The 18,774-nt window shown below is 71.7% G+C and carries 21 protein-coding genes; 11 read left to right on the top strand and 10 right to left on the bottom strand.

Annotation, left to right across the window (positions count from 1 at the left end):
* Positions 1-35: 35 nt before the first annotated feature.
* Complete coding sequence (pdxT, locus tag NMQ01_RS07360; RefSeq protein WP_255186203.1) at positions 36-647, bottom strand: pyridoxal 5'-phosphate synthase glutaminase subunit PdxT; 612 nt, start codon at positions 645-647, stop codon at positions 36-38.
* Between the two features lie 123 nt (positions 648-770).
* Here pdxT and NMQ01_RS07355 point away from each other — a divergent pair, with 123 nt between their 5' ends.
* The 6 genes from NMQ01_RS07355 (at position 771) to NMQ01_RS07330 (ending at position 4,524) form a co-directional block, all read left to right on the top strand.
* Positions 771-1,136, top strand: a complete 366-nt coding sequence (locus NMQ01_RS07355; RefSeq protein ID WP_255186202.1) for a YtxH domain-containing protein — start codon at positions 771-773, stop codon at positions 1,134-1,136.
* Complete coding sequence (locus tag NMQ01_RS07350; RefSeq protein WP_255186201.1) at positions 1,129-1,569, top strand: phage holin family protein; 441 nt, start codon at positions 1,129-1,131, stop codon at positions 1,567-1,569. Before NMQ01_RS07355 ends, NMQ01_RS07350 begins: the two co-directional genes overlap by 8 nt.
* Positions 1,566-1,952: a DUF3618 domain-containing protein gene (locus NMQ01_RS07345; protein WP_255186200.1), complete on the top strand. Its 387-nt coding sequence runs from the start codon at positions 1,566-1,568 to the stop codon at positions 1,950-1,952. The genes NMQ01_RS07350 and NMQ01_RS07345 overlap by 4 nt, the downstream gene beginning before the upstream one ends.
* Entirely contained in the window at positions 1,952-3,010 is a 1,059-nt protein-coding gene (locus NMQ01_RS07340) for a YihY/virulence factor BrkB family protein (RefSeq protein ID WP_255186199.1), read from the top strand. Before NMQ01_RS07345 ends, NMQ01_RS07340 begins: the two co-directional genes overlap by 1 nt.
* Before the next feature lie 165 nt (positions 3,011-3,175).
* Complete coding sequence (locus NMQ01_RS07335) at positions 3,176-3,967, top strand: hypothetical protein (RefSeq protein WP_255186198.1); 792 nt, start codon at positions 3,176-3,178, stop codon at positions 3,965-3,967.
* 170 nt (positions 3,968-4,137) lie between these two features.
* The gene (locus tag NMQ01_RS07330) at positions 4,138-4,524 is read left to right on the top strand and encodes a hypothetical protein (RefSeq protein ID WP_255186197.1); all 387 of its coding nucleotides are present in this window, start codon (positions 4,138-4,140) and stop codon (positions 4,522-4,524) included.
* Positions 4,525-4,592: 68 nt separating this feature from the next.
* Here NMQ01_RS07330 and pdxS read toward each other — a convergent pair whose 3' ends face one another.
* Positions 4,593-5,492 carry a pyridoxal 5'-phosphate synthase lyase subunit PdxS gene (gene pdxS, locus NMQ01_RS07325; RefSeq protein ID WP_255186196.1) on the bottom strand — a complete coding sequence of 300 codons (900 nt, stop codon included), beginning with the start codon at positions 5,490-5,492 and terminating at the stop codon, positions 4,593-4,595.
* A 124-nt stretch (positions 5,493-5,616) separates the two neighbouring features.
* On the opposite strand from pdxS, the gene NMQ01_RS07320 reads away from it, so the two are divergent.
* Entirely contained in the window at positions 5,617-6,948 is a 1,332-nt protein-coding gene (locus tag NMQ01_RS07320) for an aminotransferase class I/II-fold pyridoxal phosphate-dependent enzyme (protein ID WP_255186195.1), read from the top strand.
* Between the two features lie 41 nt (positions 6,949-6,989).
* On the opposite strand, the gene NMQ01_RS07315 is transcribed toward NMQ01_RS07320, so the two are convergent.
* From NMQ01_RS07315 to thrS, 7 genes are all read right to left on the bottom strand, one after another.
* The gene (locus tag NMQ01_RS07315) at positions 6,990-7,562 is read right to left on the bottom strand and encodes a hypothetical protein (protein ID WP_255186194.1); all 573 of its coding nucleotides are present in this window, start codon (positions 7,560-7,562) and stop codon (positions 6,990-6,992) included.
* On the bottom strand, positions 7,550-8,767 hold the full coding sequence (locus NMQ01_RS07310; RefSeq protein WP_255186193.1) for a glycosyltransferase family 4 protein: 1,218 nt from the start codon (positions 8,765-8,767) through the stop codon (positions 7,550-7,552). Before NMQ01_RS07310 ends, NMQ01_RS07315 begins: the two co-directional genes overlap by 13 nt.
* Positions 8,764-9,714, bottom strand: coding sequence for a phosphatidylinositol mannoside acyltransferase (locus tag NMQ01_RS07305; protein WP_255186192.1), 951 nt, complete (start codon positions 9,712-9,714; stop codon positions 8,764-8,766). Before NMQ01_RS07305 ends, NMQ01_RS07310 begins: the two co-directional genes overlap by 4 nt.
* Positions 9,711-10,349, bottom strand: a complete 639-nt coding sequence (gene pgsA / locus NMQ01_RS07300) for a phosphatidylinositol phosphate synthase (protein WP_255186191.1) — start codon at positions 10,347-10,349, stop codon at positions 9,711-9,713. The genes NMQ01_RS07305 and pgsA overlap by 4 nt, the downstream gene beginning before the upstream one ends.
* A 67-nt stretch (positions 10,350-10,416) precedes the next feature.
* Positions 10,417-10,977 carry an HIT domain-containing protein gene (locus tag NMQ01_RS07295; RefSeq protein ID WP_255186190.1) on the bottom strand — a complete coding sequence of 187 codons (561 nt, stop codon included), beginning with the start codon at positions 10,975-10,977 and terminating at the stop codon, positions 10,417-10,419.
* A 69-nt stretch (positions 10,978-11,046) separates the two neighbouring features.
* On the bottom strand, positions 11,047-11,511 hold the full coding sequence (locus NMQ01_RS07290; protein ID WP_255186189.1) for a GNAT family N-acetyltransferase: 465 nt from the start codon (positions 11,509-11,511) through the stop codon (positions 11,047-11,049).
* Positions 11,512-11,607: 96 nt separating this feature from the next.
* On the bottom strand, positions 11,608-13,656 hold the full coding sequence (gene thrS, locus NMQ01_RS07285) for a threonine--tRNA ligase (RefSeq protein ID WP_255186188.1): 2,049 nt from the start codon (positions 13,654-13,656) through the stop codon (positions 11,608-11,610).
* A gap of 144 nt (positions 13,657-13,800) precedes the next feature.
* Between thrS and NMQ01_RS07280 the strand changes: the two genes are divergently transcribed.
* From NMQ01_RS07280 to NMQ01_RS07270, 3 genes are read left to right on the top strand one after another with little or no spacing between them, the layout of a single operon-like run.
* Entirely contained in the window at positions 13,801-14,907 is a 1,107-nt protein-coding gene (locus NMQ01_RS07280) for a sterol desaturase family protein (protein ID WP_255186187.1), read from the top strand.
* 25 nt (positions 14,908-14,932) lie between these two features.
* Entirely contained in the window at positions 14,933-15,655 is a 723-nt protein-coding gene (locus tag NMQ01_RS07275) for an MOSC N-terminal beta barrel domain-containing protein (RefSeq protein ID WP_255186186.1), read from the top strand.
* Between the two features lie 49 nt (positions 15,656-15,704).
* The gene (locus NMQ01_RS07270) at positions 15,705-16,958 is read left to right on the top strand and encodes a NupC/NupG family nucleoside CNT transporter (protein ID WP_255186185.1); all 1,254 of its coding nucleotides are present in this window, start codon (positions 15,705-15,707) and stop codon (positions 16,956-16,958) included.
* Positions 16,959-17,007: 49 nt separating this feature from the next.
* Here the strand turns inward: NMQ01_RS07270 and NMQ01_RS07265 are convergent, their stop codons facing one another.
* Positions 17,008-17,373 carry a VOC family protein gene (locus NMQ01_RS07265; RefSeq protein ID WP_255186184.1) on the bottom strand — a complete coding sequence of 122 codons (366 nt, stop codon included), beginning with the start codon at positions 17,371-17,373 and terminating at the stop codon, positions 17,008-17,010.
* A gap of 114 nt (positions 17,374-17,487) precedes the next feature.
* Between NMQ01_RS07265 and NMQ01_RS07260 the strand changes: the two genes are divergently transcribed.
* Positions 17,488-18,768: an MFS transporter gene (locus tag NMQ01_RS07260; RefSeq protein ID WP_255186183.1), complete on the top strand. Its 1,281-nt coding sequence runs from the start codon at positions 17,488-17,490 to the stop codon at positions 18,766-18,768.
* Positions 18,769-18,774: the final 6 nt, after the last annotated feature.

The raw sequence follows: 18,774 nt of genomic DNA, 5'->3' as shown, positions 1-18,774 counted from the left end.
CTCGTTGTGGCTGGCAGGTGGTCCGAGGGTCGATCCTACGCGGCGCGCCGCACCATCTCGACGAAGAGCGCGTGGACGCGGTGGTCCCCGGTCACCTCGGGGTGGAAGCTCGTGGCGAGCAGGTGGCCCTGCCGCACGACGACCGGACGGGTCTCCCCCTTCGCCTCCACGCCGGCGAGCACCTCGACGCCGTCGCCGGCCTGCTCCACCCAGGGAGCCCGGATGAAGACGGCGCGGACCGGCCCGCCGGCGATGTCGGCCACCTCGAGATCGGTCTCGTAGGAGTCGACCTGGCGGCCGAAGGCATTGCGCCGCACCGTGATGTCGAGCCCGCCGAGCGTCTGCTGCTGCGGGTGCCCGTCGAGCAGGCGGTCGGCGAGCAGGATCATCCCGGCGCAGCTGCCGTAGACCGGCATCCCGTCGGCGATGCGGGAGCGAAGGGGGGCACGCAGGCCGAAGGTGCGGGTGAGCTTGTCGATGGTCGTCGACTCCCCTCCGGGGAGCACGAGCGCGTCCACCGTCGCCAGCTCCTCCGGTCGACGTACCGGCAGCGTCGCTGCGCCGGCCTCCTCGAGGGCGGCTCGGTGCTCCCGGACGTCGCCCTGGACCGCGAGGACTCCGATGACGGGACGGGAGAGGTCGCTCATGGAGCGGAATGTAGTCGCCCGCACGCCTGCGACTGCCGCCGCCTCGATGCGTGGACGTGTTTGGTCCCCCGGTCAGCGGGTAGCCAGATGAACCAACCGCACGACTCAACCCAGGAGGTTGTCATGGGCAAGATCTCGATGCTCGCCGCCGGAGCCATCGGCTACGTGTTCGGCACGCGAGCCGGCCGTGAGCAGTACGACAAGATCAGCGGCCAGGCCAAGCGGCTGTGGAAGGACCCCAAGGTGCAGCGCAAGGCCGGTCAGGCCCAGGAGGCCGCCGAGGACCTGGGGCACAAGGCGGGGGACAAGATCACCGCCAAGGTCAAGGAAAAGGCGGGGAACGACTCCACCGACACCCCGACGACGACCACCACCGCCTCCCCCGGCACCGGCGTCGGCACCACCCCCGGGACCGGCGCAGGCGGTCTCGGGTCGGGCGAGCCCACCTCGGGCCCCGGCACCACCCCGGGACGTGGCGGCCTTGGCTGATCCCACCCACGCGAGCGGCTCGCACGCCGCGGGCCGCGACGACATCCCGACCCAGCACGAGAGCACGGGGCAGCTCGTCGCCGACGCCACCGAGCAGATCGGGCAGCTCGTCCGTCAGGAGATGGCGCTCGCTCGTGCCGAGCTGACGCAGAGCGCGAAGAAGGCCGGGACGGGAGCGGGACTCTTCGGAGGTGCCGGTCTCGTCGCGCTGTACGGCGTCGCCGCGCTCGTCGCGACCGCCATCATCTCCCTCGACCTCGTCATGCCCCTGTGGCTGGCCGCGTTGGTCATCGGCGTGGTCCTCCTGGCGGTCGCCGGTCTCCTTGCCCTCGTGGGCAAGAAGCAGGTGTCCGAGGCGGCACCGCCCGCCGAGCGCACCGTCCACAACGTCAAGGCCGACATCGACACGGTCAGGGGAGGCAACCACCCGTGAGCACCTTCGACGAGCAGGAACCCCGCCATGACCTCCGCGCGGTCCCGGACGAGCACCATCCGTCACCGGACGAGGGGGTCGAGCAGCTGGAGCGCGAGGCCGCCGCCACGCGAGCCGAGCTCGGTGAGACGGTCGACGCACTCGCCGCAAAGCTCGACGTCAGGACGCGGGCGAAGCACGGGGCCGACGAGCAGAAGGCGCGGGTGCAGCACGCCGTGGCCAACGTGCGGCGCTCCGCGACCGATCGTGAGGGGAAGCCGCTGCCGCAGGTCTGGGCAGCGGGTGTCGCCGCGGCCGTCGCGCTCGTCGGGCTGCCGCTCGCCGTGCGCCTCGTCCGTTCACGTGGCAGACGGCTCCACCGGTACCGGGGCTACCGGCTCTGATGACCGGACGAGCTGACCGCAGCGGTCCAGCACCGCACTCGGAGGACTCCCGCGCGCCGGACGGGCCGACCGACCTCGAGAAGCCCACGCTGCGCCACGTGCTGCGCCGGACGGCGCGGGAGTTCTCCGCGGACGAGTGCACGGACCTCGCGGCGGCACTGACGTACTACGCCGTCGTGGCACTCTTCCCGGCATTCATCGCGCTCGTCTCACTCGTGGGCCTCGTCGGGCAGGGGCCGCAGACGGTCGACACGGTCCTCGGCGTCCTGCGGGACACGGCGGGAGCCTCCGTGGCGGACACCCTCGAGCCGGTCCTCACCTCACTGGCCCAGGGCACCGGCGCCGGCTTGGCCTTGGTGCTCGGCCTCGCCGGTGCCCTGTGGTCGGCATCGGGATATGTGAACGCCTTCTCCCGGGCGATGAACAGGATCTACGGCGTCACCGAGGGCCGGCCGGTCTGGAAGCTGCGCCCGCTGATGCTCCTCGTCACCGCGGTGCTTCTCGTCCTGGTGGCCGCCGTGCTCGTGGCACTGGTCGTCTCGGGACCGGTCGCGGAGTCGATCGGCTCGTTGCTGGGGCTCGGGTCGAGTGCCGTCACGGTCTGGCAGATCGCCAAGTGGCCGGTCCTCCTCCTCGCCGTGGTCGTCATCGTCGCGCTGCTGTACTGGTCGACGCCGAACGTGCGCCAGCCGAAGATCAGGTGGATGAGCCCCGGCGCGCTCGTGGCGATCCTCGTGTGGGTGCTCGCGTCCGTGGCCTTCGGCATCTACGTGGCGAACTTCGGCTCCTACAACAAGACCTATGGATCGATGGCCGGCGTCATCGTCTTCCTGCTGTGGCTGTGGCTGACCAACCTCGCCCTGCTCTTCGGTGCTGAGCTCGACGCCGAGCTCGAGCGTGGGCGGGAGCTGCAGGCCGGCATGCCCGCCGAGGACGAGATCCAGCTGCCTCGGCGGGACACGACCGGCATCGACAAGAAGAAGGACAAGCACGAGGCGGACGTCCGGGATGCGCGAGCACTGCGCCGCAGGGGGCACGGGCGCACCGACGGCGACTGAGCGCAGGCCACGCGGTGTGCCCCGGTCGGAACCGCCGCGGAAATGCACGGACGTCCGCCTCGCCCACGGCGCGGCACGGTGCGCTAGGTTTTCCCCCGCACGCAGTGTGCGTGCCTTGCCCGGAGGGGAAGCCCGGGCTGGTCACCGGGGGTCACCTTGCTCATCATGCCTCGCCGCGGGCTGATCGCGTCCGTCCTGTCAGCACTTCTCCTCGCCGTCCTCCTCGTCCCGTCCGGGAACGCTGCGGCCATCGACGACGAGTTCGTCCCGGTCGACCGGTACGTCGTCGGAGGGTGCCGGATCGCCTTCGACGCGGCCGGGACCGCGAGTCCGGTCGGCTCCGCGGGGCGGCCCTGCGTGGGCGTCAGCTCGCTCGGGGTCGACAGCCGCGGCGACCTCATCGTGCGGATGACGCCCCAGGCGCCGTATCCCTCGCTGCGGATCATGGTGCAGGCCGGCCCCGTGCTCAGTGCTCGCGGCATTGACACCAGTGCCACGGGCAACGGCAAGCACGTCACCGTGAGGTTCTACGACGCCCGGGACAAGAGCCGGATCAGCCTGCGCAGCACCACGCAGCGGCGGAGGGTGGTCGGCGCCGACCTGGTCATCGGCTGGGTCAAGGTGACACCGTCCGGGACGACCGCGGCGTCCCTGCTCAAGGACCCGGGGTACGACGCGCTCGGCCCCTACCGTGACCGCACGGCGACGTCGGAGACGACGATCGCGGGCGGATGCGTCATCCGCTTCGACAGCGAGACCCCGCGCGTCCACGCCAACTCGTCGCACCGATGCATCGGGGTCTCGTCCGTGCGCCTGTCATCCACCGGTGACCTGCAGGTCGTCTCGTCGACCGAGCAGCGTGGAGCGGTCGTCAACGCCCAGGCGGACCCCGACGAGACGCTCGCCACCCGCGGTCTGGTCACCGGCGTGTCCGCGACCCCGTCGGTCAGACGGTGAGCATCTTCGACTCCCGTCTGCGTCGGCGGCTCGACCTGCGGCAGCTGCAGGACTAGGCGCGAGTGGTCGGCAGCACCGCGAACGTGTGGCTCTCCTGGACCAAGACGACCCAGCGACCGGGAGTGTCCAATGCCGTGACGACGCCCGCAGCGCACGCATACGGACCCTTCATGGACGGCTCCGTCGAACCCATCGCCCTCGTTCAGCGCGGGTGTCGCATCCGCTTCTCGGAGACGTCTGCCGACGCGCTCGCCTACGGCAACCGACATCACCTGTGCACCGGGGTCACCGGGTTGGGCGTGGACCGGGCCGGGTACGTGGCCGTCTACGGCCCCCCGCACAACATCATCTCCACCACGACGATCGCCATGAGCGGCAAGACCGACCACGGGTTGCGGGCGGGCCTGAGCGGCGGGGGCGGTCGCTCGGTCATCCGCATCTACAGCTTCAAGCTGGGCCGCCCGCTCGACCTGCGCAAGGCCGCGGACCGCAAGATCCTGGTGTCCGACGGCGCCGAGCTGTACCCCGGATGGACCCAGTTCGTCGGCAGCTACTGACCGGGCGGCGGCAGGTGAGGGGCCCCGGTCGTCGACCGGGGCCCCTCACCCATGCGCTGGGTGACACGTCACCAGCCGCGCTCGGCCAGGCGGTGCGGCTGCGGGATCTCTTCGACGTTGATGCCGACCATGGCCTCACCGAGCCCGCGAGAGACCTTGGCCAGCATGTCCGGGTCGTCGAAGAAGGTCGTCGCCCGGACGATCGCCTCGGCCCGCTGGGCGGGGTTGCCGGACTTGAAGATCCCGGAGCCGACGAAGACGCCCTCGGCGCCCAGCTGCATCATCATCGCGGCGTCGGCGGGCGTGGCGATCCCACCGGCGGTGAAGAGGACGACCGGGAGCTTTCCGGCAGTCGCAACCTCCTTGACCAGCTCGAAGGGGGCCTGCAGCTCCTTGGCCGCGACGTAGAGCTCGTCCTCCGCCAGACCCTGGAGGCGACGGATCTCCTGACGGATCTGGCGCATGTGGGTCGTCGCGTTGGACACGTCACCGGTGCCGGCCTCCCCCTTCGACCGGATCATCGCGGCGCCCTCGGTGATGCGACGGAGCGCCTCGCCGAGGTTGGTCGCGCCGCAGACGAAGGGGACGGTGAAGGCCCACTTGTCGATGTGGTTGGCGTAGTCGGCCGGGGTGAGCACCTCGGACTCGTCGATGTAGTCGACACCCAGCGACTGCAGGACCTGCGCCTCGACGAAGTGGCCGATGCGGGCCTTGGCCATGACGGGGATGGAGACCGCGCTGACGATGCCGTCGATCATGTCGGGGTCGCTCATCCGCGAGACGCCACCCTGGGCGCGGATGTCGGCGGGGACGCGCTCGAGGGCCATGACGGCGACGGCTCCGGCGTCCTCGGCGATCTTCGCCTGCTCGGGGGTGACGACGTCCATGATGACGCCGCCCTTGAGCATCTCGGCCATGCCTCGCTTGACGCGCGCGGTCCCGGTCTGGGTCTGGGTCTCGGTGCTCATGTCGTGCTCCTCGTCGGGTCGCAGGTTGCGACGTCGTTTGATCTAGGCCAAAAACTAGCACGGCACAGGACAATGCCGATCCGCCGTCCACGGACGGGGACGACGCCACCTAGACTCGGCTGTCGTGAGCACCCAGACGCCGCAGATCTCCGGCGGCACCGCGGCCGAGATCGCCGAGAGCGTGCGCGGCCTCGTCGAGCGCGGGCAGCTCGCCCCCGGCGAGGCGCTGCCCCCGGTCCGGGCGCTGGCCGAACAGCTCGGCGTCAACCGCAACACCGCCGTCGCGGCCTATCGCGACCTCGCTCGCTCCGGTGTCGTCATCTCCCAGGGACGGGCGGGGACCCGCGTGGCCCGACGCAGCCGGGTGCCCCAGGAGGGTTTCGCCGGTGCGGGTGCCCTGCGTGACGTCGGCACCGGCAACCCGGACCCGAGCCTCATCCCAGACCTCGGCCCGGCGCTGGCGGCCGCTGCCGGACGCCACGTGCTCTACGGCGAGCCGACGATCGACGCCGACCTGCGCTCCTGGGCACGGGAGTGGATGGCGCCCGACGTGCCCGTGGGGGCCGACGACCTGCGCCTGACCCTGACCAGCGGCGCCGTCGACGCGGTCGAGCGGCTGCTCGCCCAGGCGCTCCTGCGCGACGACACCGTCGCCCTCGAGGACCCGTGCTTCCTCGCGAGCATCCACCTGGCCCAGCTCGGCGGCTATCGGGCGGTCCCGGTCCCCGTCGACGACGAGGGGATGACCGTGGCGGGGCTGCGGCACGCGCTCGAGCAGGGCGCGCGGGCGGTCGTGTGCACCCCGCGGGCGCAGAACCCGACGGGGGCGTCGCTCACCGCCGAGCGAGCCGCGGCGCTGCGCGAGGTCCTCGCCGACCACCCCTACGTCCTCGTCGTGCAGGACGACTACTACTCCTACCTGTCCCGGCAGCCCTTCCACTCGATCGTGGGCCCCGAGCACCAGCGCTGGGCCCTCGTGCGGTCGGTGTCGAAGTTCGCCGGGCCCGACATGTGCCTCGCCGTGACCGCGTGCGACCCGGAGACCGCAGCCCGGCTCGAGCTGCGCCTGAGCCCCGGCACGACGTGGGTGAGTCACCTGCTGCAGCGGATCACCCACGCGGTGATGACCGACGAGGCGGCGCTGGCGCTCATCGAGCGGGCCGGTGCGCACTACGCCGAGCGCAACGCGAGCTTCGCCGGGCTGCTCACCGACCGGGGTCTGCCCACCGTCGCGGGCGACGGGATGAGCCTGTGGGTCCCTCTGCCGGTTCCCGCCCGCGAGGTCACCGAGCGACTGACCCGGCGCGGCTGGCTCGTGCGCACGGGCGACGGGTTCCGCCTCGAGGAGGGCGACGAGCCGTCACAGCACCTGCGGCTCACGGTGCACGACCTCACCGACGCGGAGGCCGCCGCGCTCGCCGACGACCTGTTGGCTGCCGTCGACGAGTGCTCCTGACCTCCCTTCGCCCCTGTGGCCGGGCCGAAGGGAGGCTCGGCTCACGCCCCCGGGAGGGCGTCGTCGAACTCGACCGTCTGGGGCAGGGCGGCGTAGCCGGCGAGGCGGAAGAGTCGCACGATGCGCTTGGCCCGCACCCGCTGGACCTCCTTGACCGCCTCGTTGTGGAAGCGCCTGGCCAACTGCACCCGCAGCCCGGCCTCGCGCACGCGCTCCAGCGCGGCGGCGCCCGACCCGCCGTCCGCGTCGATCCCTCGCGCGACCTCGGGCGGCAGGGCCGCGTGGAGCACCTCGGTCAGCTCGCTCTCGACGGCCTCACGCCCCGCGAAGTGCTGTCCCTCCAGCAGATCGGTCTCGAAGGTGCGCTCGTTGACGCGCTCGAGCGACTCGCTGGCCGCCGCAGCGACGAGGAAGCCGCTCGCCGGGTCAAGGGCACCGGAGTTGGCCAGCTCGAGGCTGGCCTCGGCACGCCGCACGATGTGGGCGTCGAGGGCCGACAGGGCCCCCTCGACCTTCGCGTGCAGCCGGTCGAGCCGCGCCGCGCTGTAGGAGAGGTACCAGGCGAGGACGAGGACCACGCACAGCGCGAGGGCGATCCAGCTCAGCGTCTCCATGGCTCTCCTGCCTGACCGTGGTCACGGCCCTCGCCGGGCAGGCGCCCCAGCCCCGGCCGCAGACGGGTGACCTCGTGGTGCCGGTGCCCGGCGTCGAGGACCGTCTCGTAGACGGCGATGATCTCGCGGGCCACGACGTCCCAGTCGAAGACGCGTGCCCGCTCCCGGCCCAGCTGTGAGAGCGTCGCGCGTCGCGCCGGATCGCCGAGGAGCTCGATCGTGCGTGCCGCCAGGTCGTCGGGGCGCTCGGAGTGGAAGAGCGCCCCGGCCATGCCGCTCCGGCCTCCGTCGAGGACCCGCTGGAAGGCCGCGAGGTCACTGGCGAGCACCGGCGCACCGGCGGCCATCGCCTCGACGAGCACGATCCCGAAGCTCTCTCCCCCGGTGTGCGGCGCGACGTAGAGGTCGGCCGAGGCCAGCGCACGCGCCTTGTCCTCGTCGGACAGGGCGCCGAGGAACTCGGCTGCGGCAGCGACCCGCTCGGGCATGCGCGCTCGCGCCGCCTCGGCGCTGCCCGGCCCGACGACGAGCAGTCGCGCCCCGGGCACGGCGTCGAGCACGGCGGGCATGGCCTCGGTGAGGACCGGCAGACCCTTGCGCGGCTCGTCGATGCGGCCGAGGAAGACGATCGTCGGTCGGCCGGGCGCACCGGTCCACTGCGGGTCACGGGTGACCGAGGCGAAGGCCGAGGTGTCGACGCCGTTGGGGATGACGACGGCGTCCCCGCCGATGTGGGTCGTCACCGTGCGGCGGGCGTCCTCGGAGACGGCGATGCGGCCGTGGATCTTTTCCAACGAGGGGCGCAGCAAGGGGTAGGCAGCCTGCATGACGCGGGAGCGGACGTTGGAGGTGTGGAAGGTCGCGACGACGGGGGTCGTCGCCGCCCACAACGCGAGGATCGACAGGCTCGGTGCGAGCGGCTCGTGGATGTGCACGACGTCGAAGTCGCCCTCCTCGAGCCAGCGGCCCACCTTGCCCGCCGCCACCGGGCCGAAGAGCAGGCGGGCGGTCGAGCCGTTGTAGCGGATCGGCACGGCGCGGCCGGCGGGCACGACGTAGTCGGGCAACGCGGTGCCCTCGTCGGCCGGGGCGAGCACGGAGGCCTGGTGACCGTGGGCGCCGAGGTACTCCGCGAGGTCGCGGATGTGGAACTGCACTCCCCCGGGCACGTCGAAGGAGTAAGGGCTGACGAGGCCGATCCTCATGCGACCTCCCGTCGGGAGGCCTCGCGTCGGGCGGCATCGAGTGCCGGGTCGAGGTCGTCGACGAAGACCCGCTGCATCATGTGCCAGTCGGCGGTGTGCTCGCGGATCGCCGAGCCGAAGGCGTTGGCGCAGGCCTGGGTCGTGCGGGCCACCGCGTCGGGCGCGCTCGCCGGTGCGACGGCGACGGCGTCGTGGACGGTCACGACCATGCCCCAGGTGCCGCCGACCCGCTCGTGGCGCAGCGTCACCGGGTAGAGCGGCAGGCCGGTCTCGACGGCGAGGGCCGCGGGGCCGGCGGCCATGCGCGCCCGGTGCCCGCACAGGTCGACCTCGACGCCACTCGCGGACAGGTCACGGTCGGCGAGCAGCGGCATGACGACCGGCTCCCCCGTCGCGAGCTGCTCGCGCAGCCTGACGAAGGTGCCCCGCTCGGCCGGGTGGATCACCATGCCCAGGCTCTCTCGGTAGTCGAGGAAGGCGCGGAACATCTCCTCCGGCTCGAGCCGTTCGGCGACGGTGACGACGGTGCCGAGGTGGCGGGCGCACCAGACCCCGGCGAGGTCCCAGTTGCCCGTGTGGCCGAGGAAGGCCAGGACCGGTCGGCCGGCGAGCAGGTCCGCCTTGAGCTGCGGCATCGCCCCCTCGAAGCGGACGACCGAGTCGACGTGCTCGCCGCTCACCGCGGGCAGTCGGAAGGCCTCGACGTAGTAGCGCAGGCTGGCCCGCACGCCATCGGCGACGAGCCGCTCGAGCTCGTCCGCCGACAGCTCCGGGCGGACCCGGGCGTAGTTGGCCCGCAGCCGCTGGACGGACGGGCCGTCGGCGCGGTGGGTGCGGTCGGCCGCGAGGCCGAAGAGGAGATAGGCCAGCCGGGCCGGCAGCAGCCGCAGCGCCCGCCACGCCAGGAGGAAGGCGAGGACGGTGGCGCGCTGCCGGAGCCGCGTCATGACCCGGCGGGTGCGGTGCCGGAGGACTCTTGGGCAAAGGCCTGCCGGCGCACGAGCAGGACGCGCTGGAAGATCGTCACGACACTGGCGACGGCAAGCAGCCCGAGCACGACCTTGAGCACCACCTCGGGCAGGCCCATGCCGACGAAGCCGGTCGTGACGAGCGCGGCGACGAGCCGATCGGCCCGCTCCGCGATGCCGACGTCGGCCCGCATCCCGAGCCCCTCGGCGCGGGCGCGCGCGTAGGAGACGACGCTGCCGAGGACGAGACAGGCCAGGGCGAGCCAGGCCATGAGCCGGTCGTCGCCGCCCTGGAAGAACCAGATCGCCAGGCCGGAGAAGATCGCGGCGTCACCGAGCCGGTCGAGCGTCGAGTCGAGGAATGCACCCCAGCGGTTCGACCGGTCGAGCTGGCGGGCCATGATCCCGTCGATCGTGTCGGAGAAGACGAAGGCGGTGATGACGAGCACGCCGACGAGCAGCTGCCCGCGGGGGAAGAAGACGAGGGCACCGAGGCAGACGCCGAGGGTGCCGATGATGGTGACGGCGTCGGGGCTGATGCCCAGCCGGAGCAGAAGGCGCGCCACCGGGGTGAGGATCCGGGTGACGGCGGCGCGTGCGTATCGATTGAGCATGGCGGGTCCAGCGTAACCGCGCCCCGCACCGCCGCCGGACGGCGCACCGGCGTGTGGGCGAGCAGCCTCAGCGGCTGGCGTCCTCCCACGCCGCGACGAGGGCCGCACGGGCGTCCTCGAGCAGGATCGGCAGCGCCTTGGTCTGGGCGATGATCGGCAGGAAGTTCATGTCCCCGCCCCACCGCGGGATGACGTGCTGGTGCAGGTGCGCTGCCACCCCGGCGCCGGCGACGGCGCCCTGGTTCATCCCGAGGTTGAAGCCGTGCGGGTTGGACGAGGCCTGCAGCGCGCGGATCGCCGTCTTGGTCAGGGCCGTGAACTCCGCCGTCTCCTCGTCGGTGAGGTCGATGTAGAGCGAGACGTGCCGATAGGGGCAGACGAGGACGTGACCGGCGTTGTAGGGGAAGAGGTTCATGACGACGAAGCAGGTCTCGCCGCGGTGGACGATCAGCCCCTCGGCGTCGTCCTTGTCGGGGGCCACGCAGAAGGGACACCCGTCTCCCGCGTCGTCGCTCGGCCGCTCCCCCGTCACGTAGGCCATGCGGTGCGGCGTCCACAGCCGGTCGAAGCCGTCGGGCACGCCCACGAGGGAGCGCGCGTCCTCGGTCGGGTGGTCCTGCTGCGTCATGGGCCCGATCCTGTCACGCCCCGTGACGAAGGGGGGTCCGCCCCCTTCGTCCCCTGGCCGGGCCGGCGCTCAGACCTGCCGCGGGACCCACTCGCGCAGCCGGGCGGTCGGGTCGTCGAAGCCGGTGGCGTCGAAGAGCGGCCGCCCGGCGTCGCTGGCGTTGAGTCGCACGAAGCGGACCCGCTCGGCGGTCGCGGCCTCCTGCACCGCGTGCAGCAGGCGGCGGCCCAGCCCCTCGCGGCGTCGGTCGGCGGAGACGAAGACCTGCTGGACGTACCACCACTCCGGCCGCCCGAGGTGGCTCAGCGTGGGCAGCTTGCGCACGCGCAGCGCGAGCACGCAGCCGACCGGCCGCCCGTCGGGCTCCTCGGCGATCCAGCCACGGACCCCGTCGAAGTCGGCGAGCAGCGCATCGGCGTAGTCGGTGAGGAAGCCGGGCCGCGGCGTGTGCCCGACCTCCCGGTCCTGCTGCAGGCGCAGCGCGCCGAGCGAGAGCGCGTCGTCGCGCTCGATCGGGCGGATCCGCGTCGTCATGCCCGCAACATAGCCAAGAACCCGCACTTCCTTGAGGAAATGCGGCCCGGAGGCCGCACGACCTAAGGAAATGCGGGTTCTTGTGGGGTTGACGCCTCAGATCGTGCCGGCGGGCGCGGCGTCGGGGCCGGGGTTGGTCAGGCTCGGGGCCGAGGTGATCTGGTCCTTGGCCTCGATGGCCGCGAGGACCCGCGCGATCGCGGTCTCGATCGGCAGCCCGTTTTCCTGGCTGCCGTCGCGGTAGCGGAAGGAGACGGCGTTGTTGCTGCGGTCCTCCTCGCCGGCGATGAGGGTGAAGGGCACCTTGGACTTGCTCGCATTGCGGATCTTCTTCGGGAAGCGGTCGTCGCTCTCGTCGAGCTCGACGCGGATCCCCTTCGCCCGCATCTGCTGCAGCACGTCCCAGAGGTAGTCGTTGTACTCCTCGGCGACCGGCACGCCGAGCACCTGGACGGGCGAGAGCCACACCGGGAAGGCGCCGGCGTAGTGCTCGACGAGCACACCGATGAAGCGCTCGATCGAGCCGAACTTCGCCGAGTGGATCATCACCGGCTGCTGCCGCGAGCCGTCGGCCGCCTGGTACTCGAGCGCGAAGCGGTCGGCCGAGGGCTGGTTGAAGTCGTACTGGATCGTGCTCATCTGCCAGGTGCGGCCGATGGCGTCACGGGCCTGCACCGACACCTTGGGGCCGTAGTAGGCGGCGCCGCCCGGGTCCGGCACGAGCTCGAGCCCGGTCTCGGAGCACACCTGCTCGAGGACGGCGGTCGCCTCGGCCCAGTCCTCGTCGCTGCCGATGAACTTGCTGGACTTCTCGCCCCCTTCGTCCCGGGTGGACAGCTCGAGGTAGAAGTCGTCGAGACCGAAGTCGCGCAGCAGCCCGAGGATGAAGTCGAGCAGGTGGCGGATCTCGTCGGGCGCCTGCTCCTTGGTGACGTAGGAGTGGCTGTCGTCCTGGGCGAAGCCGCGCACCCGCGTCAGGCCGTGGATGACACCGGACTTCTCGTGCCGGTAGACGTGGCCGAACTCGAAGAGCCGCAGCGGCAGCTCGCGGTAGGAGCGCTGCTTGCTCCGGTAGATGAGGTTGTGCATCGGGCAGTTCATCGCCTTGAGGCGGTAGTCCATGCCGTCGACGTCGAAGGGGGGATACATCCCCTCGCCGTAGTAGGGCAGGTGGCCGGAGGTGTGGAAGAGCCCCTCCTTGGCGATGTGCGGCGTGCCGACGTACTCGAAGCCCTCCTCGATGTGCCGCTGGCGGACGTAGTCCTCCATCTCGCGCTTGATGACGCCACCCTTGGGGTGGAAGACCGGCAGGCCGGAGCCGATCTCGTCGGGGAAGGAGTAGAGGTCGAGGTCGCGCCCGAGCTTGCGGTGGTCGCGCTTCTCCGCCTCGGCGAGCCGGTCGAGGTAGGCCTTGAGCTCGTCCTTGGACGGCCAGGCCGTGCCGTAGACACGCTGCAGCTGGGGGTTCTTCTCGCTGCCGCGCCAGTAGGCCGCGGCGCTGCGCATGATCTTGTAGGCATTGCCGATGACCTTGGTGCTCGGCACGTGCGGTCCGCGGCACAGGTCGCCCCAGGCGCGGGTGCCGTCGCGGCGGACGTTGTCGTAGATCGTCAGCTGGGCGCCGCCGACCTCGACCGAGGCGCCCTCGGCCGCGTCCTCGGAGGCGCCGCCCTTGAGCCCGATGAGCTCGCACTTGTAGGGCTCGTCGGCCAGCTCGACGAGCGCGTCGTCGTCGCTGATCTCGCGGCGCACGAAGGTCTGGCCCTCGTTGATGATCCGCTGCATCGCCTTGTCGAGCGCCTTGAGGTCCTCGGGGGTGAAGGGCTCCTCGACGTCGAAGTCGTAGTAGAAGCCGTCGCGGATCGGCGGGCCGATGCCGAGCTTGGCGGAGGGGTTGATCTGCTGCACGGCCTGCGCGAGCACGTGGGCCGTGGAGTGGCGCAGGACGTCGAGACCGTCCTGCTCGGCGGCCGTGACCGGCTCGACGACGTCGCCCTCGGCGACCTCGTGGGCCAGGTCGCGCAGCTCGCCGTTGACCCGGGCGACGAGGACCGCCCGGTCCCCCTCGAAGAGGTCCGCCGCAGTAGTCCCCCGGTCCACCGATCGCTCGTCTCCGGCGACGTTGATGGTGATCTGGGCAGACACGGGATGCTCCTGTGGGACGGGGTGCGGTGCCCGGCCGGGCACCGCGAAGAACTCTATCCCCGCGAAGGGGGCGGCCCCCAACGCATTCCACCTTGAGTACCAGACCTCAGGCCGCGCCCCCTTCGCCCTCCCTAGCGTCGATGCATGCTCACCAAGGACGCTCGACTGCTCCCGCACACCGCCTGCTGGTTCGGCGTGCTCAGCCTGCTCGCCGTGCTGTGCTTCCACTTCCCCGAGCTCCTCACGAGCCAGGAGTTCCGCCCCGTCTACACCTCGGGCTTCGCCCGCGGGCTGCTGCTCGTCGGCATCATCGGAGCTCTGGTCATCGGCACGGTCGCCGTGCTCGCCGGGCAGCGACGGCCCATCGCCTTCACCGGGGTCGTCGCGGCCACGGTGGCTGTGCTGCTGGGTGGGTCCGAGGTCCCCCTCGGCGAGATCGAGGCGACCCCGTGGTCGCTGGGTGTCGACTGGTTCATCCTCTCGCTCGTCTTCTCGGCGGTCGTCTTCATCCCGCTCGAGCGCCACCTCGCCCACCGACCGCACCCGGTGCTCCGCCGGGGCTGGCGCACCGACGTCTGCTACTTCTTCCTCAGCCACGTCCTCGTCCAGCTGATCCTCATCGTCGTCACGACGTCGACGACGACGGTCGCCGCAGCCATCGCCGTCGACCCGATCAAGGAGCTGGTCCGCGCGGTCCCCCTGTGGTTGCAGGTCCTGCTCGCGGTCTTCGTCGCCGACCTCGCCCAGGCGGTGCTGCACCGCGCCTACCACCGGGTGAAGAGCCTGTGGCGGTTCCACGCCGTGCACCACTCCAGCCGCGACCTCGACTGGCTCGCCGGCTCGCGCGTCCACCTCGCCGAGACCGTCCTGACCCGCAGCATCGTCCTGCTGCCGCTCATGGTCCTCGGCTTCTCGACCCCCGCGATGAACGCCTATGTCATCATCGTCGGCCTCCAGGCCGTCGTGGCCCACGCCAACATCGGGGTGCGCTTCGGCTGGCTCGAGTACCTCGTCGTCCTGCCGCGCTACCACCACTGGCACCACGCCCGGCACGTCGACTACTGGGACCGCAACTACGCGATCCACCTGCCGGTCGTCGACATGCTCATGGGCAGCTTCAAGCTCCCCCGTGACGGCAGCTGGCCGGAGGAGTACGGCGTCCTGCGGCTGGAGAGCGTGCCGGAGGGCATCGTCGAGCAGCACCTCATGCCCTTCCGCGGCGACCGCGACTACGAACGTCACGTCGCCTGAGCCCACGGCTGGTTGACTGGCGGCCGTGCACATCACCCGCATCGGACTCACGCCGCTCAAGGGCGCCCGCCACGCCGACCTCGCCCACCTCCACGTCGACCCGACGGGCCCACGCGGCGACCGGCTCTTCTGCCTGCTCGAGGCCGACCGCGACCACGTGCTGCGCACGGTCGACAACCCGTCGATGGTCCTCGTCTCCGCCTCCCTGGGCGGCCCCCGGCTGACGGTCACCACGCCGAAGGGAGGGCCCCTCACCGGGGAGCCCACACCCACCGGTGAGGTCGTCGAGGCCGACTACTGGGGGCGGCGAGCCCGGCTCGAGGTCATGGCCTCGGATCATGCCGACCTCCTCGGCCAGCACCTGGGCCGACCGGTCCGGCTGGCCCGCATCCGCTCAGCCGGCGAGGTCGTCTACGGCGGCTCCGTGAGCATGGTGACGACCGGGGCGCTGCGCGACCTCGGCGAGGCGCAGGCCGCCCGGTTCCGCGCGACGCTGACGATCGAGGCCGACCGTGACCCCGAGCCGGGGAGCCTGCTGCGCCTGGGCGAGGCCGTGGTCCGGGTGCGCGGCCCGGTCCCCCGATGCCGGGTCGTCGACATCAACTGCGAGACGGGCGAGCTCGACACGCGGCATCTGCACACGCTCGCCCGGCGGGAGCGGCCCGAGGGTGAGGTCCCCTTCGGCGTCGACGCCGACGTCGTCACCCCGGGGGTCGTGCGCCGGGAGGACCCGGTCGCCGTGATCTGAGAGTGTGGGCGGGCACGCGTCCGCGGACACACCACGAGAGGGATGGACCATGCACGTCATCTGGGGCCTGGCGGGCATGCTCGGCCTGCTCGTCATCGCCGCCGCGCTGTCGACCAACCGTCGGGCGATCCGGCTGCGCACCGTGCTGCCGGCCCTGGCGATCCAGGTCGGCTTCGGCGCGCTCGTGCTCTTCGTCCCGTGGGGCCGCACCGCGCTGCGGTGGGTCTCCGACGGCTTCCAGTCGGTCATCGACTCGGCGACCGAGGGGATCAGCTTCCTCTTCGGTCCCCTGCTGCCCGACGAGGGCGTCGTCTTCGCGCTGCAGGTGCTCCCCGTCGTCGTCTTCTTCGCCTCGCTCACCGGCGTGCTCTTCCACCTCGGCTGGCTCCAGGTGGTCGTCCGGGTGCTCGGCGGCGGGCTGCAGCGGGTCCTGGGCACGGGCAGGGCCGAGTCGACCAATGCCGCGGCCAACATCTTCCTCGGCCAGACGGAGGCGCCCCTAGTGATCCGGCCCTATGTCGCCGGGCTGACCCGCTCGGGCCTCTTCGCCGTCATGGTCGGCGGCCTGGCGACCGTTGCGGGGTCCGTGCTCGTCGGCTACTCATTGCTCGGCGCCGAGCTCGACTACCTCATCGCCGCAAGCTTCATGGCCGCCCCGGGTGCCCTGCTCATGGCCAAGATGCTCGTGCCCGAGGAGCCGGACAACGTCGCGGCCGGCATCGAGTTCGACGAGGACGAGGTCGATGCCGCCAAGGACACGCCGAGCGAGCTCGGCGACGTCACCGAGCACCGCAACGTCATCGACGCGGCGGCCGCCGGTGCCGCCGACGGGGCGAAGCTCGCGATCAACATCGGCGCGATGCTGCTCGCCTTCATCTCCCTCATCGCCCTGCTCAACGCGATGATCGGCGGGGTCGGCGGCTGGTTCGGCCACCCCGGCCTGTCCTTCGAGACGATCATCGGCTACGTCTTCGCGCCGATCATGCTCATGATCGGCGTCCCGTGGCACGAGGCCGTCGACGCCGGGTCCTTCCTCGGGCAGAAGGTCATCGTCAACGAGTTCGTGGCCTTCACGAACTTCGGCCCCGAGGTCGAGTCCTACAGCCCGCGCACGCAGGCGATCGTCACCTTCGCCCTGACCGGCTTCGCCAACCTCAGCTCGCTCGGCATCCTGCTCGGCGGGCTCGGGTCGATGGCGCCGAGCCGCCGCAAGGACATCGCCAGCCTGGGCATGCGGGCGATCCTCGCCGCGACCCTGGCCAACCTCATGAGCGCGACGATCGCCGGGATCATGCTCGGCTGACCGGGTCCACCGTCGGTGGCCACACCCCGTGCGGCCACCGACGGGACGGTCAGCCCGCCTCGGTCGTGCCCTCGTAGAGCCCGATGTGGTTGCCGTCCGGGTCGGCGAGCACGGCGAACCAGCTCGTCTCCGAGATCGGTGACTTGGGCATGACGACCGAGCCGCCGGCCTGCTCGACCTTGGCGAGGACCTCGTCGATCGAGTCGACCTCGACGTAGGAGCGAGGATGCTCGAAGCCCTCGCCCCGGGGCGCCAGCCCGCCGCCGCTGATCTTGTTGGGGGCCTGCCACATGGGGTAGCCCTCGAAGCCGGGGATCTCGGCGATCTGCCAGCCGAAGAGCCCGCTGTAGAAGGCCGCGCCTGCCGTGAGGTCGCTGACCGGGATGTCGATGTGCGTGATGTCTCCGTGTGCCATCCACCGAGCATGGCACCCGGGTGTGACAGCCACCACACCCGCGAGGTGAACGGTCGGATCGACCCCCGGCAGCGCAGACCCCCGACGGGCCCGACCCGCGGCTAGCCTCGGCGCATGCAGCCCCCGGAGGCCGTCACCGTCGACGGCCACGACCCCTCAGCCGAGCCCACGCATCCGGTCCCGACCTCGTGGGTGGCGCGCCTCGGCCTCGCCGGCGTCGGCATGTGCGCCGGCTGGTTCGGCCCGATCCAGGTCCTCCTCGGCCTCCAGGCCGCGAGCCTGACGCCCGACCACAAGGAGGCCACCCTCTCCCTCGTCACGGGCATCGGCGCCGCCGTGTCGACGCTCGCCAACCCCCTTGCCGGGGCCTTCAGCGACCGCACGACCTCACGGTGGGGACGCCGGGTCCCCTGGGTCGTCGGCGGCACCCTCGTCGGCGCGGTCGGTCTCGTCCTGCTCGCGATGGCCACCACGGTCCCCGGCATGGTGCTCGGGTGGTGCCTCGTGCAGGCCGGGCTCAACGGCACGCTCGCCGCCCTGACCGCCGCGATCCCCGATCTCGTGCCCGTCGAGCAGCGCGGCCTCGTCAGCGGCGTCGTCGGCATGACCCAGACGCTCGGCATCGTCGTCGGCACCGGCGTGGCCACGCTCGTCGCCGGGACCACGGCTGCCTACCTCGTCCTGGCCGTGCTCGTCGTCGCCGCGGTGACCCCCTTCGTCCTCGGCTCGCTGGACCGGCCGCTCCCCCGCGGCCACCTCCCCCGCATCGGCGTGGGCGCCTTCCTCGCCGGCTTCTGGATCTCGCCGCGGCGCCACCCCGACTTCGCGTGGGCCTGGGCCACGCGCTTCCTCGCGACGATCGCCAACTCGATCTGCACGATGTACCTGCTCTTCTTCCTCACCGACGCCGTCGGCGTCGAGGACCCCGAGCTCGGGGTCCTCGTGCTCACGCTGCTCTACGCGGCGTGCCTCGTCGTGTCCGCGATCGTCGCGGGTGCGTGGTCGGACCGGCTCGGGGTTCGCAAGCCCTTCGTCATGGTCTCGGGTGTCGTGATGTCTTGCGCCGCAGCGCTGCTCGCGATCGTGCAGACCTGGTCCGCGGCTCTCGTGGGCGCGGTGATCCTCGGGATCGGCTACGGCGTCTACCTCGCCGTGGACTTCGCCCTCATCACCCAGGTGCTCCCCCGCGCCGACGACCGGGCCCGCGACCTCGGCGTCATCAACATCGCCAATGCCCTGCCGCAGGTCCTCGCCCCGGCGATCGCCGGCCCGATCATCACGTGGTTCGCCGCCCACGGCACCCACGCCGACGGCTATCGGGCCCTCTACCTGCTCGCAGCGGCGATCGGCATCGCCGCCGCCCTGCTCATCCGCAAGATCCGCACCGTCGACTAGGAGACC

Source organism: Janibacter sp. CX7 (genome assembly GCF_024362365.1).
Classification (GTDB): Bacteria; Actinomycetota; Actinomycetes; order Actinomycetales; family Dermatophilaceae; genus Janibacter.
This window is presented reverse-complemented; position numbering and strand designations above follow the sequence as displayed.

Coding starts and splice junctions, on each gene's coding strand:
- NMQ01_RS07310 (WP_255186193.1), bottom strand. CDS start 8,767: ATGAGGATCGGCCTCGTCAGCCCTTACTCCTTCGACGTGCCCGGGGGA.
- NMQ01_RS07340 (WP_255186199.1), top strand. CDS start 1,952: ATGACCGGACGAGCTGACCGCAGCGGTCCAGCACCGCACTCGGAGGAC.
- NMQ01_RS07290 (WP_255186189.1), bottom strand. CDS start 11,511: ATGACGACGCGGATCCGCCCGATCGAGCGCGACGACGCGCTCTCGCTC.
- pdxT (WP_255186203.1), bottom strand. CDS start 647: ATGAGCGACCTCTCCCGTCCCGTCATCGGAGTCCTCGCGGTCCAGGGC.
- NMQ01_RS07270 (WP_255186185.1), top strand. CDS start 15,705: ATGCACGTCATCTGGGGCCTGGCGGGCATGCTCGGCCTGCTCGTCATC.
- NMQ01_RS07280 (WP_255186187.1), top strand. CDS start 13,801: ATGCTCACCAAGGACGCTCGACTGCTCCCGCACACCGCCTGCTGGTTC.
- NMQ01_RS07355 (WP_255186202.1), top strand. CDS start 771: ATGGGCAAGATCTCGATGCTCGCCGCCGGAGCCATCGGCTACGTGTTC.
- NMQ01_RS07265 (WP_255186184.1), bottom strand. CDS start 17,373: ATGGCACACGGAGACATCACGCACATCGACATCCCGGTCAGCGACCTC.
- NMQ01_RS07330 (WP_255186197.1), top strand. CDS start 4,138: ATGGACGGCTCCGTCGAACCCATCGCCCTCGTTCAGCGCGGGTGTCGC.
- NMQ01_RS07260 (WP_255186183.1), top strand. CDS start 17,488: ATGCAGCCCCCGGAGGCCGTCACCGTCGACGGCCACGACCCCTCAGCC.
- NMQ01_RS07305 (WP_255186192.1), bottom strand. CDS start 9,714: ATGACGCGGCTCCGGCAGCGCGCCACCGTCCTCGCCTTCCTCCTGGCG.
- NMQ01_RS07295 (WP_255186190.1), bottom strand. CDS start 10,977: ATGACGCAGCAGGACCACCCGACCGAGGACGCGCGCTCCCTCGTGGGC.
- NMQ01_RS07335 (WP_255186198.1), top strand. CDS start 3,176: ATGCCTCGCCGCGGGCTGATCGCGTCCGTCCTGTCAGCACTTCTCCTC.
- pdxS (WP_255186196.1), bottom strand. CDS start 5,492: ATGAGCACCGAGACCCAGACCCAGACCGGGACCGCGCGCGTCAAGCGA.
- pgsA (WP_255186191.1), bottom strand. CDS start 10,349: ATGCTCAATCGATACGCACGCGCCGCCGTCACCCGGATCCTCACCCCG.
- NMQ01_RS07315 (WP_255186194.1), bottom strand. CDS start 7,562: ATGGAGACGCTGAGCTGGATCGCCCTCGCGCTGTGCGTGGTCCTCGTC.